We start from the raw sequence: 16355 nt of genomic DNA on the forward strand, positions 1-16355 counted from the left end.
ACCCCTCTACCGTGTGAGTCGTGAGAAGCAGCGGCCTCATCTACGCAGTCATCGTCGGGGCCTGGGCCGCCTACCTGGTGCCGATGTGGCTCCGTAGGCAGGACGAGCTCAACGAGGCGCGTCCGACCGAGCGCTTCAGCACTGCCATCCGGCTCCTGTCCGGACGTGCGGCCATGCAACGCCGCTACGCCAAGGGGCAGGGGGAGTGCCCTGCCGACGATGCGGGCGACGAGCAGCACCCGGACGCCGCGGCCGGTCCGGCCGACGTCCGGTCCTTCGACGACCCCACACCGGCCCCCGCCGTCCGCACCCCCGCCCCGGAACCGCACACGCACCCCCGGGCCCGCGTCACGGCCGCCCCGCCGCGGCCCTCCGCCGCCGAGCGGACCAAGCGCGCCAAGGTCCTGGCCCGCCGCCGGCGCACCACCACGGTCCTCTTCCTCGCCTTCACCGCCGGCGCCGTCGTCGCCGCGGTCGGCGGCATCGCCTTCCTCTGGGCGCCCGCCCTGCCCGCCCTCCTCCTGAGCGCCTACATCGTCTACCTCCGCACCCAGGAGCGGCGCCGCTTCACCTTCACCATGGACCAGCGCAAGGCGGAGGCGGCAGCGCAACGACTGCGGGAGGGCCGGGCCCACCCTCCGCAGGCGGCCGACCAGCCGCCGTCCGACGACCACCGGGCCGGCGCCCGCGCTGACACCGCCGCCGAACCCGCCCCGGAACCCGCCCGCGCCGCGCCCCCCGCGCAGACCGCGGGCCGCCGCGCCCTCGTCGAGGAGACCGACCACGCCGAGTGGGTCGACCAGCAGCGCGAACGCGAGCGCCCGCGCCCCGCCGCCGGCAGCTGGGAGCCGGTCCCGGTCCCCCTCCCCACCTACGTCACCGCCCCGGTCGCCCCGCGCGCCACCAGCCACGTCGACCTGGCGGCCGACGACGCCTGGAGCTCCGCCCGCTCCAGCGCCGCCCCGGACCACCCCAAGCCGGACACCGCCCCCCAGGCCCGCCCCGCCACCCCCGACCGCCGCACCCGCGGCCGCACCCCCCTCTTCGACCAGTACGAGAACGAAGACCGCCCGCGTGCCGCAAACGAGTGAAGCCCCTCCGCTGACCAGCACCGGAAGCGATTACCGAGCACCGCGATCGAGATGCTAGAGTTTCACTCATCGCAAGGGCCTGTGGCGCAGCTGGTAGCGCACCTCGTTCGCAACGAGGGGGTCAGGGGTTCGAGTCCCCTCAGGTCCACTGCACGTCAGAACCCCTCCTGGAGAGATCCGGGAGGGGTTCTTTCGCGTTGTGTCGTGGTGACGTGCGGTAGCTGTGTCCGATGGGCCCGGCCCGCCGCCCCGGCCGGGCCCGTCGGCCGGGGTGGTCTCAGGGCAGGCGGGCGACGGCCGTGGAGACCTTGGCCGTGCCGTCCTCGGTGGCGAGGTGGCGGGCGGCCTCGGTGGCTCGTTCGCGGTGGGCGGGGTCGGTGGTGGCTCGGGTGATGGCCTCGGCGAGGCGGGCTACGGCGCGCTCGTCGGGTTCTTCGGAGTGGATATCGGAGTGGTTGTCGGAGCGGTCCGGGGTGTCGGTGGGGCCCTTGGTGAGGTCCTTGAAGGGGATCGGGGCGGTGGCGGCGCCCAGGGCCGCCAGCCGGGCCGCCCAGAAGGGCTGATCGGCGGTGACCGGTACGGGGACGGTCGGGACTCCGGCGCGCAGTCCGGCGGCCGCGGTGCCCGCGCCGCAGTGGTGCACGACCGCGGACATACGGGGGAAGAGGAGGGCGTGCGGCACCTCGCCGACGGTGAGGATGTCGGGGTGGGCCTCGGTGCCGGGGGTCAGCCCGGCCCAGCCCGACTGGAGGATGCCGCGGACCTTGGCGCGGCGTAGGGCCCGTACGGCGAGGGTGCTCAGGCGCGCGCCGTCGCCGGCCGCCATGCTGCCGAAGCCGAGGAAGACTGGGGGCGGTCCTGCGGCGATGAAGTCCTCTACGGAGTAGGGGAGTTGGGCGTCCGGGGCGTGCCAGGGCCACCAGTTTCCGACGATGTCCAGGCCGCTGCGCCAGTCCTTCGGGCGGGGTGCCAGGAGCTCGCTGAAGCCGTACAGGACCGGCCGGTTGGCGGCTTCGGCGCGGCGGCGGACCGTACGGGGTGTGGCGGGCGGCAGATCGAGGCGGGTGCGGAGGTCGCGGACCGCGCCGGCGTAGAGGCGGTCGATGACGCGCAGGGAGAGGCGGCCCATGGCGCGGTTGCCCCAGCGGCCCAGCGAGCGGCCGCCGCTGATGACCGGTGCGAAGTCGCCGGTGGGGGCGTTGGGCTGGAGCGCCAGGCTCAGGGACGGGATGTCCAGCGCCTCGGCGAGGTGCAGGCCGAGCGGGGCCGTGGTGGTGGAGAGCAGGAGGAGTTCGGTGTCCGCGGTGGCGGCTTCGGCGATCCCGCCGCCCAGTTCCTGGATGAAGGCGGCGGCCTTGCGCATGAGGTCCCGCTTGCCGTGGGGGGCGGGCGCCGATGCCCGGTCGGGGTCGGGGCGGGCGGTGCGCGGGTCGGCCGGCAGGTGGCGGAACGCCAGTCCCGCGGCCCGTACGAGAGGGGCGTAGGTGTCGTGGGTGGCGAGCGTGACCTCGTGACCGGCCTCCCGGAGTCCGGCGCCGACACCGGTGTAGGGGGCGACATCACCGTACGAGCCGGCGGCCGTGATCAGGATCTTCATCGGACTTCGACCATCAACCTTGATTGAGGGAATGGGAGGGAGTGGGGGTGAGGGGTTGGTTGCGGGTGTGTGGACGTCGGTCGGTGCCGGCCGTCGCCGGTGGGCGGCGGCGCAGGGCGGCCGTCAGGTGTTCCGGGTGGGTGACCGGTGTGCGGCGTTGGCGTGTACGGCCGTCCGCAGGTACGGGGCGAGGCCGGGCCGCTGTTCGGCCGGCGGAACGACCAGGGCGAAGGCGCGTGGGTCGGCGGCGAAATCGTCCGCGATGCGGCCGTGCATATCGGTGGGGCAGGGGGTGAACCAGCGGGTGATGTGCTGCCGGTGTTCCTCGGCGAGGTCCCTCGCGGTCTCGCCGGTCGCGGGTTCCCCGGCGTCGAACGCGGCGGTCAGCCGCTGCCGCCAGGCGGCAGCCTCGGCCATGAGCCGCGCCCAGTCCTCCTTGGAGTGCGCGGCGGCCTGTGCCATGGCGTGCCGGTACCCCTCGCTGTGCTGCCATCGCTGATCGGCCTCGGTGGCGTAACTGAGGTCGAAGGTGATCTCTCCGAAGACCTCGAACCGCTCCTCGGGCGTCAGCTCCACACCGGTCCGCCGGACCTCCATGGCCCGCTCCGCGACCTCGACCATCCGGTGCAGTTCGGCGATCTGCCGGTTGAGGAGACGGTGCCGGGCGCGCAGGTGCCCTAGGGCGTTGGCCTGCGGGTCTTCCAGGATGGTGGCGATCTCGTCGAGGCCGAAGCCGAGCTGACGGTAGAAGAGGATCTGCTGGAGCCGGGCGAGGTCGGCGTCGCTGTAGCGGCGGTAGCCGGCGGCGCTGCGTTCGGTGGGCGAGAGCAGCCCGGTCTTGTCGTAGTGGTGCAGGGTGCGCACCGTGATCCCCGCGAAGTCGGAGACCTGCCCGACCGAGTAGCCCATGGCAGCGCCTTTCCTGTCGTCGATGGGCCGCCGGGCCGCCGCCCGCCCGCCGTACGTCCGTGCTGTGTGTCCGCGCCGTGCGTCCGTGTCGTCGTTCAGGCTGCGCCCTGACGTGGGGTGAGGGTCAAGCCCGTTCCGTTACGACGCGAGGGCGGCGGGACGGAGTGAGCGGGAGCGGGGCAAGGCAGGGAGGTGGGAGATATGTCGACTTATTGGCTGAAATCAAGTGATGAGATGCGGTATGGGAGAGGTGACCGGGGCAACGCCGGACACCGCCCCCGCTTCGGGTGGACCGCGGATACATTTGTCTGGAAACGGCCCGTCGATCCTGTGTACCCATGCCCCGTCCGGCTGCCTGAGGATTCCGTGCGATCATCCACCGCGACCGTCTGCGTCATCACGGTTCTCGCCGCCTGGCTGCTCGCCGGCTGCGCCGAACCGCACGGGCTGCGCGTCATCGGCCCGGCCATCTCGCCCTCCATACCCGCCGGCCCCGTCTACATGGCGGACGACGAGGGGCGGCCGGTGAAGCGCCCCGACTCCTTCGCGCTGAACGAGTCCACCATGGTGTCCGGGCTGCACTGGACGGACTGGGGCGGGCCCACCGCGGAGGCCACCGGTGATCTCCGGGGGGCCTGGTGCATGCCGCAATGCACCGAGAAGCCGTACCGCGTGAAGGTCACCCTCAGCGGAGTGCAGCGGCAGGAGGCCCACGCGTACTACTCCCGGGCCGGTGTCGTCGCGCCGGAACTGCGCGGTGCGAAAGCCGCCGAGCTGGGCAGGGTCAGCCTGCACACCCCCGAGTTCTAGGACGGGGACGGGATGGGTCTGCGCGCCAAGATCGGCTTCGCCATCGCGGCCACCGCCGCGGTGGTCGCGGTCTTCGTCGGCCTGCTCGTCCACCACCACACGGTGAACGCGCAGCTCGACATCGCCGCGGGCTCCCTCGACGGGCGGTTGCAGACCGCGGTGCAGGACCGGGCGGCCGGGGTGGACAGCGGGCGGGCACTGATCAACCCGAACGATCTGCCGCCGCCGCTGCGGAAGGTGGTCGAGCAGGGCAAACGGGGCGTCTATCTGGATACGAGCGGCCGGACGCCGAATCTGTGGGCGGCCAGCCCGCTCGGCTCCGACGTCGTCGCGCTCAAGCGCACGTATCTGAAGGAAGAGGAGACGGTAGCGGGGCTGGACCGGATTCTGTGGGTGGCCGGGACAGCCGGTACGGGGCTGGGCTGTGTGGTGGGCCTGCTGGTCGCGCACCGGCTGGGCCGGCGGCTGACCGCCTCCGCCGCGACCGCCCAGCGGATCGCCCAGGGGGAGCTGAGCGCGCGGCTGCCGCTCACCGGCAAGGACGAGATCGGGCAGCTCACCAGGGCGGTGAACACCATGGCCGAGGCGCTCGCGGCCCGGCTCCAGGCCGAGCGCGAGGTCACGTCGAACATCGCGCACGAGCTGCGGACCCCGGTCGCCGGGCTGGTCGCGGCGGCCGGTCTGCTGCCGCCGTCCCGCCCCACCGAGATGGTCCAGGAACGGGCGCAGCACGTGCGGGGGCTGATGGAGGACGTCCTGGAGGTGGCCCGGCTGGACGCGCGCACCGAAGAGGCGGACCGGGAACTCCGGCCGCTGAGCGAACTGGCCCGGCGGGCGGTCGCGGCGACGGTGTACGGGGGCGGGGCGGGCCGCGGGAGCGGTACGGGTGGCGCGGCGGGTGCCCCGGACACGCCCGCACCGCCCGTGCGGATACGGGTGCTCCGGGAGGGGCTGGTGGAGACCGATCCGCGCCGGGTGGAGCGGATTCTCGCCAATCTGATCAGCAACGGGCTGCGGCACGGCGCCGCGCCGGTGGCCGTCGAGATCGAGGGCGGCGTGGCGCGGGTGCGGGACGCCGGGCCCGGGTTCCCCGAGGCGCTGCTGGCGCACGGGCCCCAGCGGTTCCGCACCTGTGGCGGTTCGGGCGGTCCGGGGCTGGGCCTGGGGCTGACGATCGCGGCCGGCCAGGCGCGCGTGCTGGGCGCCCGGCTGGCCTTCGCCAACCCGCCCGGCGGCGGCGCGGAGGCCACGCTCGACCTGACCGGATCGCTGCGTACGGAGACGGTGGAGGGCGAGGGCGAAGGCGGCGACGCGGGGGAGGGGAGCGCGGGCCGGTAGGCCGGCAGGAGGGCGCGGGCCGGTAAAGGGGTGCGGGCCGGAAAAAGGGGGCGGGGACACCGCGAGCTGATGCCCGCCGTGTCCCCACGATCGTCCTTGCGCCGCCTGCCTCTGTTCTTAACCCTGCCGCTGTGCCTGCCCCTGCGCCTGGCTGGGGTTGCCCCGGCCGTCACGGGCCGGATGGCGGTCGCGGGCCGGATGCCGGTCACCGGCCCGGATGCCCGTCACCGATCCGGATACCGGTCCTGCAACACGGAGTTCACCAGCGCCTGTACGTCCTCGCGGGCCAGGCCCTCGGTGCGGGCCCGGTCCATCCAGGAGCGCAGTTCCTCGCGGAGCAGCGCGTCCGCCGCGGACTGGGGGCGGGCGAGCGTACGGCTGACGAAGGTGCCCAGCCCCGGCCGCGGTTCGACCAGGCCCTCGCGTTCCAGCTCGCGGTACGCCTTGAGCGTCGTATTCGGATTGACCTTGGTCGTGGCGGCCACCTGTGCGGCCGTCGGCAGCCGGTCGCCCTCCACCAGGATGCCCAGCCGCAGCGCCTGCTGGACCTGCTGGACGATCTGGAGGTAGGTGGCGACGCCGCTGCGGCGGTCGATGCGGAATTCGACGGCGCTCACCACCTTCCTGCCTCTGCGGCCGGCACTGTCCGTGCTGTCCGTGCTGTCCGTCTTGCCGGGACCGTCCGGCCCGACCGCTTGATGATCGGGCCGCCCGTGCCGGGTGTCAAAGCGCCGTCCGGTCCCGGGCGCGGGGCAGCGGGTGTCCCGTACCCGTCTCTGTCCCCGGCGCCGTTCAGAGCGGCCGCCGGTGGGCCTGCCATAGGACGAAGCCGAGCACCAGCACGGTCAGCGCCAGCAGGATTCCCGCTCCGAGCCACTGCATCCCCGCCATCTGTGGGTAGTCGAGGTACTGGATGACCCGGTTGACGATGCCCAGCTTCGCCCGGCACGCGTCGGCGGTGGCCTCGGGCGAGGTGCAGGTGTTGATGCCGAAGAGCTTGCCGTCCGCGGTCGCCAGCCAGTCGTCGATCTGTATGGAGCCACGCGGCGTGACGGGGCCCTCGCCGTCGAACGGGTAGGTGTAGTTGCGCAGTGTGCCGAGGTGGACGCGTACCTTCTCGGTCCAGATGAGGGACGTTGCCGCGGAGAAGACGGCGGTGGCCACCATCGCCGCCACCACCCGCTTGATCAGCATGCCGAAGGCGATACCGCAGGAGGTGAGGAAGAGGGTCATCGCGACCAGGACGGGGCCGGTGCTCTCGAAAGCGCCGCCTCCCAGCCAGTCGCCGAACATGGCCAGTTCGCGGGCCGGTGACCACAGCCAGGTGAAGGCGGCGGACAGCAGCACGGTGCACAGCACCGCGATGGCCAGCGGCAGGCCGAGCGTGGCCGCGATCCACCGGCCGCGCCCGGTCGACTGCGTGGCGACCAGCTTGACGGTGCCGTGCTCCTGCTCGCTCGCGATCAGCGGCGCGCCGAAGAAGATGGCGACGAGGGCGGGCACGAACTGGAGGAAACTGGTGTCGCTGCTGAACATCGAGTTGAACTTGTCCTGGAACTCCATGAGCAGTTCGCCCTTGGCGTCGGGCGAACTTCCCTTGGCGTCGAGGAAATCCATGACCCCGATGCGCTCATACGCGAAGAGCGCGCAGGCACCGAGGGTGACCAGGAGACCGATACTCAGGGCGGTACGGTGCCGGCGCCACACCAGCCAGGGGAGACCGCGCAGCAGGCGGCGCTCCGGGGCGGCGGCGGGTGCCGCGCCTCCGGTCGCCGGTGTGCTCGCCCTGCCGCCCGTACCGTTGCCGAGGGTGCCGCCCGTACCGTCCATGGTGCTCGTTCCGCTCCTGCCGGCCGTGTTGCTCGTACCGCTCCCGCTGTTCCCGCCGCTCACGCCGCTGTCTCCCGGTTGCCGTCGAACCGTGCCTCGTCCGAGATCAGGGTGGGTGCGTCGGGTGAGCGCAGGTAGGCGAGCAGTACCTCCTCCATGCTGGGCGACATCGCCTCCCAGCTGTCGGAGAGCGGGCCCTGCGGCCGGACCAGGGCGCTGAACTGCCGCCCGGTGACGCGGGCTTCGACGAGGGTGTGCCGGCTGCGCAGTTCCTCGGGCACACCGCCGTCCACGGCCACACCGGTCACCAGCATGTGCGCGGGTACCAGGACATCGGTCTGGCCCGCCATCCGCAACTGGCCCTCGGCGAGGACGATGAGGTAGTCGCACATGTCCTCTATCTCGGAGAGCATGTGGGACGACATCAGCACGGTCGTGCCGTGCTCGGCGGCCTCGGCCATCAGCAGCCCGGACATCTCGTGCCGGGCGAGCGGGTCGAGGTCGGACATCGGCTCGTCGAGCAGCAGCAGATCGGGCCGCTTGCCGAAGGCGAGCGCGAAGGCGACGCGGGTGCGCTGGCCGCCGGAGAGGGTGCCGATCCGGGCGGTGAGGGGCACGTTTCCGGACCGCACGATCCGCTCGGCCAGCGCCTGGTCCCAGCGCGGGTTCAGCTCACGGCCCAGCCGCAGCGTCTCGGCCACGGTGAAGCGCGGGTAGAGCGGCTTGTCCTGGGCGAGGAAGGAGACCCGCTCCAGGACGGCCGGGTCGGAGACCGGCACCCCGAACAGCCGCAGCGTGCCGGTCGTCGGCTGCACCAGCCGGGTCGCGGCACCCAGGAACGTGCTCTTGCCCGCGCCGTTGGGGCCCACGAGGGCGCAGATGTGCCCGGCCGGGAGCCGGAACGAGCAGTCCCGCAACGCCCAGCCGCGGCGGTACTGCTTCCCCAGGCCGTCGGCCTCGATCGCCCATGGGCTCGGGTCGCTCACCCGGATCCCCCCTTTAGCTAGTTGATTAGTGGAATGAGTATGGAGAGCGGCCGGGATGCCTGTCAAACGACTCGGGGGACCGGGTGGATTTCGTCAGCCGAGGGGGTGGCGGCCCGGTGTCGGGGGGCCGGGCCAGGGGCTGGGGGAGGGGCGTGGGTCGGGGGATGGCGAGGCAGGGGGTTACGGGGCGGTGGGTGGCGGCGTCCGGTGTGGCCGTGGCCTCGCCCGGTCGCCGCCGGTCCCGCCTGCGTGCCCCGGCGGGGTCCACCAGCCGGGTCTGCCGATCGCCCGCCAGCCGCCCCGGCGGCCGGTCGCCCCGTCAGCCGGTCAGCGGCTTGGCCATGCAGATGCTCTCTTCGTACGTCCGGTAGTACCCGAACTTCTCCACCGTGCGGTAGCCGCTGGAACCGTAGAGCGCGATCGCCTCGGGCTGCTCGGTGCCGGTCTCCAGCACCATGCGGATACGGCCCGCGGCGTGCGCGTCCGCTTCGAGAGCGGCCAGTATCCGCCGCGCCAGCCCCCGGCCGCGGGCCTGCGGGAGCACGAACATCCGCTTGATCTCGGCGTCGCCCACGCGGTATCCCTCCACCGCGTCCTCCTGCACCCGCCAGCCGCCGGTGGCCAGCGGCTGCCCGTCCTCGTACGCCATCAGGTACGTGCCGTTGGGCGGTGCGAACATCTCCGCGTCCAGCTGCGTCAGGTCGCCGTCGCCGTAGCGCCGGACGTACTCCTGCTGGACCAGTTCATCGAGCTTGACCGCGTCGGGGTGGTCATAGCGGACGGCGAGTATCTCCATTCCGGAAAGCGTACGGGTGTACGGGCGGGGGAGGCGATGAGGCCGGCGGGAATCCCGGCCCACCGGGGCCGTCGCCATCGGCCGGTGGCGACGGCTGACCTGGCAGTCCGGCGGACCCGGTGCGGGGCGGACCAGTACGGACGGGGCGGACCAGTACGGACGGGGCGGACCGGTACGGACGGGGCGGCGGTCGTCTTCGCCGGGTCGGCGTCGGCGGCCGGACTACCGAGGCGGCTGCGGCGGCCCGGGACTGCTGTGCACGACCGGGGCCGCGGCGGCCGGGCCGGGGGCGGCGTGTGCGTACCGCCGACGGTCGTGGTGGGTGGGCTCGTACTGCCTCCGGCACCCCGAACACGTCCACTTCCAGAACTCCGGCCCGTGCTTGGTGTGCGTCGTGTCCTTCCACAGGAGACGGCGGCCGCACGCCGGATCCGGACACTCGGGTGGCGGTGACATGGGCGGCCCTTTCGCCGGCGGCATGGACAGCGGCCAGCCTGACGCCCCCGGCCGCGCCCGACGCCCCGGTACCCCGCCGGCCATCCGAACGAGTGAGCGCCCGCTCGCCTGTCCTGCACCTCCCGCGATGCGCTACCACTGCTCGCGCGACGCCTCGTCTTCGAGCGAACCGACCACGGCATTGCCGTGCGGGTCCACCCCTGTGGCAGCCTGGCTCCGGGGACGAGGAGCGATCCGTCCCCCCTCGGGTTGGGATAGGAGAGCGTTTTGCACACGGTGACCAGCGTGAATGTGAACGGGCTGCGCGCCGCGGCCACGAAGGGGTTCGTGCCCTGGCTGGCGGGGACCGACGCCGATGTCGTGTGCTTGCAGGAGGTACGGGCCGAGCCCGGCCAGCTGCCCGACGAGGTGCGCGAGCCCGACGGCTGGTACACCGTGCACGCCCCGGCCGCGGCCAAGGGGCGGGCCGGGGTCTCGCTCTACACGCGGCGAGAGCCGGACCGGGTCCAGGTGGGGTTCGGGTCGGCGGAATTCGACGGCAGCGGGCGGTACGTCGAGGCCGATCTGCCCGGTGTGACCGTGGCCAGCCTCTACCTGCCGTCCGGTGAGGTCGGTACGGAGCGGCAGGAGGAGAAGGAACGCTTCATGGCGGAGTTCCTGCCGTACCTCGTCGCGCTGCGGGAGCGGTCCGCGGCGGACGGGCGGGAGGTACTGGTCTGCGGCGACTGGAACATTGCGCACCAGGAAGCCGACCTGAAGAACTGGAAGGCCAACCGGAAGAAGTCCGGCTTCCTCCCGGAGGAGCGCGGCTGGTTGACCGATGTCCTCGACGGGGCCCACGGCGGCTACGTGGACGTCGTCCGCGCCCTGCACCCGGGGGTCGAGGGCCCGTACTCCTGGTGGTCCTACCGCGGCCGCGCCTTCGACAATGACGCGGGCTGGCGCATCGACTACCAGATGGCCACCCCCGGCCTCGCCGCGCGCGCGGTGAAGGCGTCCGTGGAACGGGCCGAGAGCTATGACCAGCGGTGGTCGGACCATGCTCCCGTCACGGTGACGTTCGATTCCTGATGACGTCCGGCGGCGTGCGATGTCTCCGGATGTCTCCTGGTGATGTCTGAATGGCTGGTGTCTGACCGGACGCGTCGTGCAGCCCGCTGGTGAGCAGCCCCGGATTGGTGTCCGGGGCTGTTTCTGTTTCCTGTTGCTGCTTCGTTCGTATCGTTTCGCGGCCTGTCCGGTCTGGTGTGGCGCCAGTTGGGCTCAGGGGGCGCGTACCCGTCGGGCAGGACCGTCGCGGTGCCGGTTGGCGAGCGGGCGGAAGCAGACCGGTCGGATCGACCGCCCCACCCATTCGCCGGCTCCTTGCGCACGCCGGCCCCGCTCAATCCGGTTCCGGTGTGCCGTCCGGTTGCCGGGTCGTGGTCTCGTGCCGTGGCTCCGTGGGTGTCAGGAGTGTGGCGAGCCGGTGGGTGTCCGCGAGGTAGCGGTCGTAGGGGAAGCCGGCCTTCACGAGGGCGGTGCGGAGTTCTTCCTCCAGGGGCTTGCCCTCGGCCAGGAAGGTGGCCTGGCCCGTCGGGGTGAGGGAGACCAGGCGGCGGCGCCGGTGGGCGGGGTCGACGCTGATCGTTACGTACCCCTCCGCCTCCAGGGGGCGCAGGGCGCGGCTGATGGCGGGGTCGGACAGGGACAGGGCCTCGGCGAGCTGGTGCTGGGTGGCGGGTTGGATCTCCTCAAGGGTGCCCAGCAGCCGCAGTTGGCTGGGGGAGAGGCGCTGATCCGGGCCGGAGCGGCGCCGGGCCGCCTCGCTCATCAGCATGTCCACGCGGTACAGGAGCTCTGCCAGTCCTTCGTCCATGCGTCCAGCCTACCGGATACTTGCATGGTTAATATTAACCATGCAACACTCAAGTTCATGGACAACCTCCCGTACGCCGCTCAGACCACGTTTCCGCTTCTCTTCATGCTGGTGCCCGCCCTCGGAGCGCTGCTGAGCTGCCGCCGCCGCAGCCCGGTCCGGCCGGCGGCGGAGATCTGGCAGCGCTGGTGGGCCTTCGGCGCCCTCGGCATCGGCAGCCTGTGGATCACGCTCTCGTTCCTGGCGGTCCCGAACGCCATGGCCGACGTCATCGGCTTCGCCCACTCGCCGTTCCAGTTCGAGATCGCCTTCGCCAACCTCGGCCTCGCCGTGCTGGGCTTCCGCGCCGCGTCCGCGTCGCCCCGCGAACGCCTCACGAGCGGGCTGGCGGCCGCCGCGTTCCTGTGGGGAGCCGCGATCGGCCACGTCTACCAGTGGTTCGCCAACGGCGACCACGCCGCCGGAAACACGGGCGGCATCCTGGCCAACGACATTCTCATTCCCGCCGTCATGATCGCCCTGGCCGCCCGGGACGTACGCCGCGACGGCCCCGCACGCAGCCACGCCGCCCGCCTGGCCGCCTGACCACGGCGGCCCGCCCGCCCGGCAGTGGAGTCCGTGATGACGCGAACGGCTTGTCCTGATTGACGGCCGTTCCTCGCGGGGCTCCACTGCCGCCGTCCGATAGTCCGGAGGCCGGCCGTCGGCGGTGAACATCGCTGGGTCGATACGCGGGATGCGCGGGGCCGCGTCGTGCCGTACGCCGTCGCGCTCGGGCATGCCTTCTCCTTCGTCGGGCCAAGTGCCGAGCGGGTCGACGATCTACGTACGTAAAGGGGTCCTCGGTGACGGACCTGGTCTACAAGCGGTGAAGGTGTACCTGCATCCGTCCGCATCGTCCGTTTCCAGGGTGTACGGGATGCCGGCCGTCAGGCCGTTCAACGCCCGCTGGTACTCGGCCGTGTCCGCCTGCCATTCGCGCAGGGCGGTGGCGTACGGCGCGCCCAACTGCACCGCTACGTGCCCGGTGCGCCACCGGAGTTGGTCCAGCGCCCGCTGTGCTGAGCGTGCCCAGTGGGTGCCGAGGTCGAAGTGGGTGCCTTCCGGTGTCCGTGCCAGGAGCTCCACCGCATACGCGGCATGTTCCGGAGGCGTGATCGCGGGCCGGGGATCGGCGCCCGTCACGTGTCGGGTGCGTCGGGGAGGGTGAGTTCGGCCCATACGGTCTTTTCGGTGGCGCCCCGGACGATGACGCCCCAGGAGCTTGCCAAGGCGTTCACCAGCAGCAATCCGCGTCCACATTCCTCGTCCTCCTCGGCCTGAGTGATCAGGGGCAGTTGGTCGCTCGCGTCATCGACCTCCAGGCGCAGTCGGCCGGCGGACAGGTCGGCCCGGAACCCGATGTCCGTGCGGTCGGTGCGGAGGGTCGCGGTGACCGCGTTGGCCACCAGTTCCGACGCCAACAGCTCGGCGACGTCTGCCAGTTCGCCGTCGATGCCCCAGATCCGGAGCTGCTCACGGAGTCCGTCGCGGGCCCGCCGGGCGCTCCGGGCGTCGGCGGGCAGGTGATAGGCCGCAGTCAACGGCGGGGCGGGGGTGAGGTGTGTGGTTGCGGATCGAGCGCGTGCGGACATGGCTATCCCCTTGGTGCGCATGACGGAGCGTCGAGATCACGCAGCGGCTCGAAGCGCTTGCACTGCGTTACGCAAGCAAGGTAGGGGCGTCGAGGGCACTTGCGCAAGCTGCATGGTCGCAAATTTGCGAAAGCGCTCCGTGAGCACCGAGACTGGCCCCCGCTCGCCCCAACACGGCAAACTGGCAGGGCCCTTGAGGGAAGAGGAGTGGAGCATGCCCGCAGGTGGGAAGCCGACGGTCCGAAGCCGCAGGCTCGGAACCGCGCTGAGACGCCACCGAGAGGCGGCCGGACTGGACCAGGCGGATGGTGCGGAAGCCATCATGAAGTCGGTCACCAAGATCAGCCGCCTGGAATCCGGGCAGACCTCGGCCTCCGCCCTGGAGGTCCGCACGCTGCTGGACCGCTACGGAGTGGCGGACCATGACGAGCGGACCAGGCTGGACGAATGGGCCCGGAGGAGCAACGAACGCGGCTGGTGGATCGACTTTCCGGAGACGGTTTCCCCGGACTACGCCGACCACATCACCCTGGAGAGCGACGCGACCTATATCCGGTCGTGGCAACCGGTCCGGATTCCCGGCCTGTTGCAGACCCCGGACTACGCGGAGGCCGTCATCGCGATAGGGCCCACGGTCATTCCGCCGGAACGGGTGGCGAAGCGCGTGGAGGTACGAATGGAGCGGCAGCGGCGGATCGTCGAGGGTGGCGCGCACTTCACGGCGATCATCTGGGAGCCGGCCCTCACCGCGCTGCCCCGGCAGGTGCGTACCGCCCAACTGGCGCACCTTCTCGAAGCGGGGCAGCGGCAGAACATCACGGTCCAGATCCTGCCGGGCGTCGAAAGCGTGACGGCCGGGATGTCGGGGCCCTTCTCCGCCTTCTCCTTCGGCGTGGAAGCGACCGTGGAGGCGGTGACGCTGGAGAATCTGGCGAACACCACCGTTGTGGAAGCGCCGACGGATCTGAGTCTCTACGTCAATGTCTTCGACCAGTTGCGTTCGGTGGCGTTGTCACCCGACAAGAGCGCGGAGCGCCTCCGTCAGACTCTGGAAGACGCACCGCAGTGCATGGGCGCATGAGGGCGTGAGGGCGTGAGGAACCCGCGGGATACGAGGGGTATGAGGGATATGAGGAAAGAGGAATCGTGAATCCGGAGATTGTCGGCGCGTTCAAGAAGTCGTCCTATTCGGGCCAGAACGGCGACTGTGTGGAGGTGGCTTCCACTGCTGACGGCGGTTGTGTCGTACGGGACAGCAAGGATCCGGCGGGACCCCGTCTCGTCCTCGGTGAGGGTGCCTGGGCCGCGTTCGTGGGGGTGCTGAAGGTGGGCGGTTCCGCGAGCTAGCGCCGCTGCTTCCGGGGCGTTCCTTCCGTGTTCATGCGGAGGGGGCGCCCCGGTTCTGTGTCGGGGTGCCCCGGTTGCGTGACCGCATCGGTCAGGCTGGGGAGTTCCTGCGCCGGCCTGTCGGTGTACTGGTCGACGGGCAGGCCGGCACCGGCGGCGGACCCCATTGTCAGTGCCGGGGTTTATAAGTGGTTCATGACCTCAACTCCGTTGCACTGGAAGCTCGTCGTCGACGCCCACGACCCACACGCTCAGGCCGACTTCTGGGCGGCCGCGCTCGGCTACGAGGTCGAGGACCACAGCGCCCTCATCGGCAAGCTCCTCGACGCCGGCGCCATCCCGCCGGAGATACTCGTCGGCCACCACGACCGGCGCGCCTGGCGGGACGCGGCGGCGGTACGTCACCCCGACGACCCGTACGACGCGGAGAGCGGTACGGGACTGGGGCGTCGGCTGCTCTTCAACCGCGTACCGGGGTCGGAGAAGAAGACGGGCAAGAATCGCCTGCATATCGACCTGCACGGCCCCGCGGGTGAGCTGGACGGGGAGGTTGAGCGTCTCCGTGCCCTCGGCGCCCGGGTCGAGAACCACGTCAAGGAGCCGTCCGGCGAGTGGATGGTCATGACGGACCCGGAGGGCGGTGAATTTTGCGTGCACTAGCTTTCGCACCGGCTTTCCGCGGCGCCGGGTATCCCCGCGAAGTGGCGACGACTGCGCTCTTCCGGGCGCAACTGACTGCATTCTGCATTCGGTCACCGAACACAGCGGAACTGCTCGTCCTGGCAGCCCATTTGCCGGCCGGTCGCGGACGTGGCGATGAGTGCGCCCGGCCCGGAAGTCTCACCACCGTTATCGACTGCACAGGAGAAACACGTGGCTCAGCTGCTGAGAGTCCAGAATTTCAATGTCTCAAGTGACGGCATCGGTGCCGGTGAGGACCAGAGCCTGGAGAGGCCGTTCGGTCATGTCGAGCCCGAGAGACTGTTCGCCTGGGCCGGCGCCACGGCGAGCTGGCCCATGCGCACCGACCCCGGGGGCAGCCGGGGCCTCGACGACTACCTCACGCGGGACTACGCACACAACATCGGCGCCGAGATCATGGGCCGCAACAAGTTCGGGCCCCAGCGCGGGCCGTGGCAGGACCACGAGTGGCAGGGCTGGTGGGGTGACGAGCCCCCGTTCCGTACCCCGGTGTTCGTCCTGACCCACCACAAGCGGCCTTCGCTCACGCTCTCCGACACCACGTTCCACTTCGTCGACGGCGACCCGGCCACGGTCCTCGAACAGGCCCGGGAGGCGGCGCAGGGCAAGGACGTCCGGCTCGGCGGCGGGGTGAGCACCGTCCGGCAGTTCCTCGACGCCGACCTCGTCGACACCATGCATATAGCGGTCTCACCGGTGAAGCTCGGTACCGGACTGCGCCTCTGGGAGTCCCCCGATGAGCTGCTCGACCGGTTCCATCTGGAGGTCGTGCCCAGCCCGAGCGGGGCGGTGACGCACCACCTGTTCTGGCGGAAGTGACCCTGTTCTCAGGGCCGGTGCTGGTCGGTTTCCGTGCCTCCCGGGGCGCCCTGAGGCGGGCCGCCGGATCATGCCTCGGGCGGTCGGCCGGCGTTGACGGTTTCCTCCGCCCGTGCCGGGGTGGAGGCGAGCCGGTGGGGGGAGTCGGTGCCGGTCTCGGTATCGGCGGCAGCCGGCGCGCC

Annotated in this window: 18 protein-coding genes and 1 tRNA gene; 10 read left to right on the forward strand and 9 right to left on the reverse strand. The window is 71.5% G+C overall.

The features are described 5' to 3' along the window. Window positions 1-20 precede the first annotated feature (20 nt). Window positions 21-1091, forward strand: a complete 1071-nt coding sequence (gene sepX / locus IH09_RS16210) for a divisome protein SepX/GlpR (RefSeq protein WP_052856976.1) — start codon at window positions 21-23, stop codon at window positions 1089-1091. A gap of 75 nt (window positions 1092-1166) precedes the next feature. Continuing rightward, window positions 1167-1239: transfer RNA gene (locus tag IH09_RS16215), tRNA-Ala, on the forward strand. Window positions 1240-1368: 129 nt separating this feature from the next. Here the strand turns inward: IH09_RS16215 and IH09_RS16220 are convergent. Continuing rightward, entirely contained in the window at window positions 1369-2688 is a 1320-nt protein-coding gene (locus tag IH09_RS16220) for a glycosyltransferase (protein ID WP_052856977.1), read from the reverse strand. 123 nt (window positions 2689-2811) lie between these two features. Then, the gene (locus tag IH09_RS16225) at window positions 2812-3597 is read right to left on the reverse strand and encodes a MerR family transcriptional regulator (protein WP_052856978.1); all 786 of its coding nucleotides are present in this window, start codon (window positions 3595-3597) and stop codon (window positions 2812-2814) included. A gap of 366 nt (window positions 3598-3963) precedes the next feature. Here IH09_RS16225 and IH09_RS16230 point away from each other — a divergent pair, with 366 nt between their 5' ends. Both IH09_RS16230 and IH09_RS16235 read left to right on the forward strand, forming a co-directional pair. Then, window positions 3964-4407, forward strand: coding sequence for a hypothetical protein (locus IH09_RS16230; RefSeq protein ID WP_052856979.1), 444 nt, complete (start codon window positions 3964-3966; stop codon window positions 4405-4407). Between the two features lie 12 nt (window positions 4408-4419). Then, window positions 4420-5745 carry an ATP-binding protein gene (locus IH09_RS16235; protein ID WP_052856980.1) on the forward strand — a complete coding sequence of 442 codons (1326 nt, stop codon included), beginning with the start codon at window positions 4420-4422 and terminating at the stop codon, window positions 5743-5745. A gap of 224 nt (window positions 5746-5969) precedes the next feature. Here IH09_RS16235 and IH09_RS16240 read toward each other — a convergent pair whose 3' ends face one another. The 4 genes from IH09_RS16240 to IH09_RS16255 form a co-directional block, all read right to left on the reverse strand. Further along, window positions 5970-6365 (reverse strand): GntR family transcriptional regulator, encoded by a 396-nt coding sequence (locus IH09_RS16240; RefSeq protein ID WP_052856981.1) that lies wholly within the window; start codon window positions 6363-6365, stop codon window positions 5970-5972. Window positions 6366-6537: 172 nt separating this feature from the next. Further along, entirely contained in the window at window positions 6538-7638 is a 1101-nt protein-coding gene (locus tag IH09_RS16245; RefSeq protein ID WP_318279472.1) for an ABC transporter permease subunit, read from the reverse strand. After that, entirely contained in the window at window positions 7635-8561 is a 927-nt protein-coding gene (locus IH09_RS16250; RefSeq protein WP_052856982.1) for an ATP-binding cassette domain-containing protein, read from the reverse strand. The genes IH09_RS16245 and IH09_RS16250 overlap by 4 nt, the downstream gene beginning before the upstream one ends. 319 nt (window positions 8562-8880) lie before the next feature. Further along, window positions 8881-9357, reverse strand: a complete 477-nt coding sequence (locus IH09_RS16255) for a GNAT family N-acetyltransferase (RefSeq protein ID WP_052856983.1) — start codon at window positions 9355-9357, stop codon at window positions 8881-8883. Between the two features lie 723 nt (window positions 9358-10080). On the opposite strand from IH09_RS16255, the gene IH09_RS16260 reads away from it, so the two are divergent. After that, window positions 10081-10884: an exodeoxyribonuclease III gene (locus IH09_RS16260; RefSeq protein ID WP_052856984.1), complete on the forward strand. Its 804-nt coding sequence runs from the start codon at window positions 10081-10083 to the stop codon at window positions 10882-10884. A 313-nt stretch (window positions 10885-11197) separates the two neighbouring features. Here IH09_RS16260 and IH09_RS16265 read toward each other — a convergent pair whose 3' ends face one another. Then, on the reverse strand, window positions 11198-11671 hold the full coding sequence (locus IH09_RS16265) for a MarR family winged helix-turn-helix transcriptional regulator (protein ID WP_052856985.1): 474 nt from the start codon (window positions 11669-11671) through the stop codon (window positions 11198-11200). 57 nt (window positions 11672-11728) lie between these two features. Here IH09_RS16265 and IH09_RS16270 point away from each other — a divergent pair, with 57 nt between their 5' ends. After that, window positions 11729-12256 carry a DUF6790 family protein gene (locus IH09_RS16270; RefSeq protein WP_052856986.1) on the forward strand — a complete coding sequence of 176 codons (528 nt, stop codon included), beginning with the start codon at window positions 11729-11731 and terminating at the stop codon, window positions 12254-12256. A gap of 237 nt (window positions 12257-12493) precedes the next feature. On the opposite strand, the gene IH09_RS16275 is transcribed toward IH09_RS16270, so the two are convergent. Together IH09_RS16275 and IH09_RS16280 are read right to left on the reverse strand one after the other, a co-directional pair. Then, entirely contained in the window at window positions 12494-12799 is a 306-nt protein-coding gene (locus IH09_RS16275) for a hypothetical protein (RefSeq protein ID WP_052856987.1), read from the reverse strand. A 53-nt stretch (window positions 12800-12852) separates the two neighbouring features. After that, window positions 12853-13305, reverse strand: coding sequence for an ATP-binding protein (locus IH09_RS16280; RefSeq protein WP_240150814.1), 453 nt, complete (start codon window positions 13303-13305; stop codon window positions 12853-12855). 214 nt (window positions 13306-13519) lie between these two features. Between IH09_RS16280 and IH09_RS16285 the strand changes: the two genes are divergently transcribed. The 4 genes from IH09_RS16285 (at window position 13520) to IH09_RS16300 (ending at window position 16173) form a co-directional block, all read left to right on the forward strand. Continuing rightward, a complete protein-coding gene (locus tag IH09_RS16285) occupies window positions 13520-14386 on the forward strand; it encodes a helix-turn-helix domain-containing protein (protein ID WP_052856988.1) in 867 nt (288 codons plus the stop codon). Window positions 14387-14451: 65 nt separating this feature from the next. Further along, a complete protein-coding gene (locus tag IH09_RS16290) occupies window positions 14452-14652 on the forward strand; it encodes a DUF397 domain-containing protein (RefSeq protein ID WP_052856989.1) in 201 nt (66 codons plus the stop codon). Between the two features lie 195 nt (window positions 14653-14847). Next, window positions 14848-15312, forward strand: coding sequence for a VOC family protein (locus IH09_RS16295; protein WP_052856990.1), 465 nt, complete (start codon window positions 14848-14850; stop codon window positions 15310-15312). Window positions 15313-15525: 213 nt separating this feature from the next. Continuing rightward, on the forward strand, window positions 15526-16173 hold the full coding sequence (locus IH09_RS16300) for a dihydrofolate reductase family protein (protein ID WP_052856991.1): 648 nt from the start codon (window positions 15526-15528) through the stop codon (window positions 16171-16173). Window positions 16174-16355: the final 182 nt, after the last annotated feature.

The organism is Streptomyces celluloflavus (assembly GCA_000720995.1).
Classification (GTDB): domain Bacteria; phylum Actinomycetota; class Actinomycetes; order Streptomycetales; family Streptomycetaceae; genus Streptomyces; species Streptomyces celluloflavus.

Coding starts and splice junctions, on each gene's coding strand:
- IH09_RS16220 (WP_052856977.1), bottom strand. CDS start 2,688: ATGAAGATCCTGATCACGGCCGCCGGCTCGTACGGTGATGTCGCCCCC.
- IH09_RS16225 (WP_052856978.1), bottom strand. CDS start 3,597: ATGGGCTACTCGGTCGGGCAGGTCTCCGACTTCGCGGGGATCACGGTG.
- IH09_RS16235 (WP_052856980.1), top strand. CDS start 4,420: ATGGGTCTGCGCGCCAAGATCGGCTTCGCCATCGCGGCCACCGCCGCG.
- IH09_RS16255 (WP_052856983.1), bottom strand. CDS start 9,357: ATGGAGATACTCGCCGTCCGCTATGACCACCCCGACGCGGTCAAGCTC.
- IH09_RS16265 (WP_052856985.1), bottom strand. CDS start 11,671: ATGGACGAAGGACTGGCAGAGCTCCTGTACCGCGTGGACATGCTGATG.
- IH09_RS16270 (WP_052856986.1), top strand. CDS start 11,729: ATGGACAACCTCCCGTACGCCGCTCAGACCACGTTTCCGCTTCTCTTC.
- IH09_RS16280 (WP_240150814.1), bottom strand. CDS start 13,305: ATGTCCGCACGCGCTCGATCCGCAACCACACACCTCACCCCCGCCCCG.
- IH09_RS16285 (WP_052856988.1), top strand. CDS start 13,520: ATGCCCGCAGGTGGGAAGCCGACGGTCCGAAGCCGCAGGCTCGGAACC.
- IH09_RS16295 (WP_052856990.1), top strand. CDS start 14,848: ATGACCTCAACTCCGTTGCACTGGAAGCTCGTCGTCGACGCCCACGAC.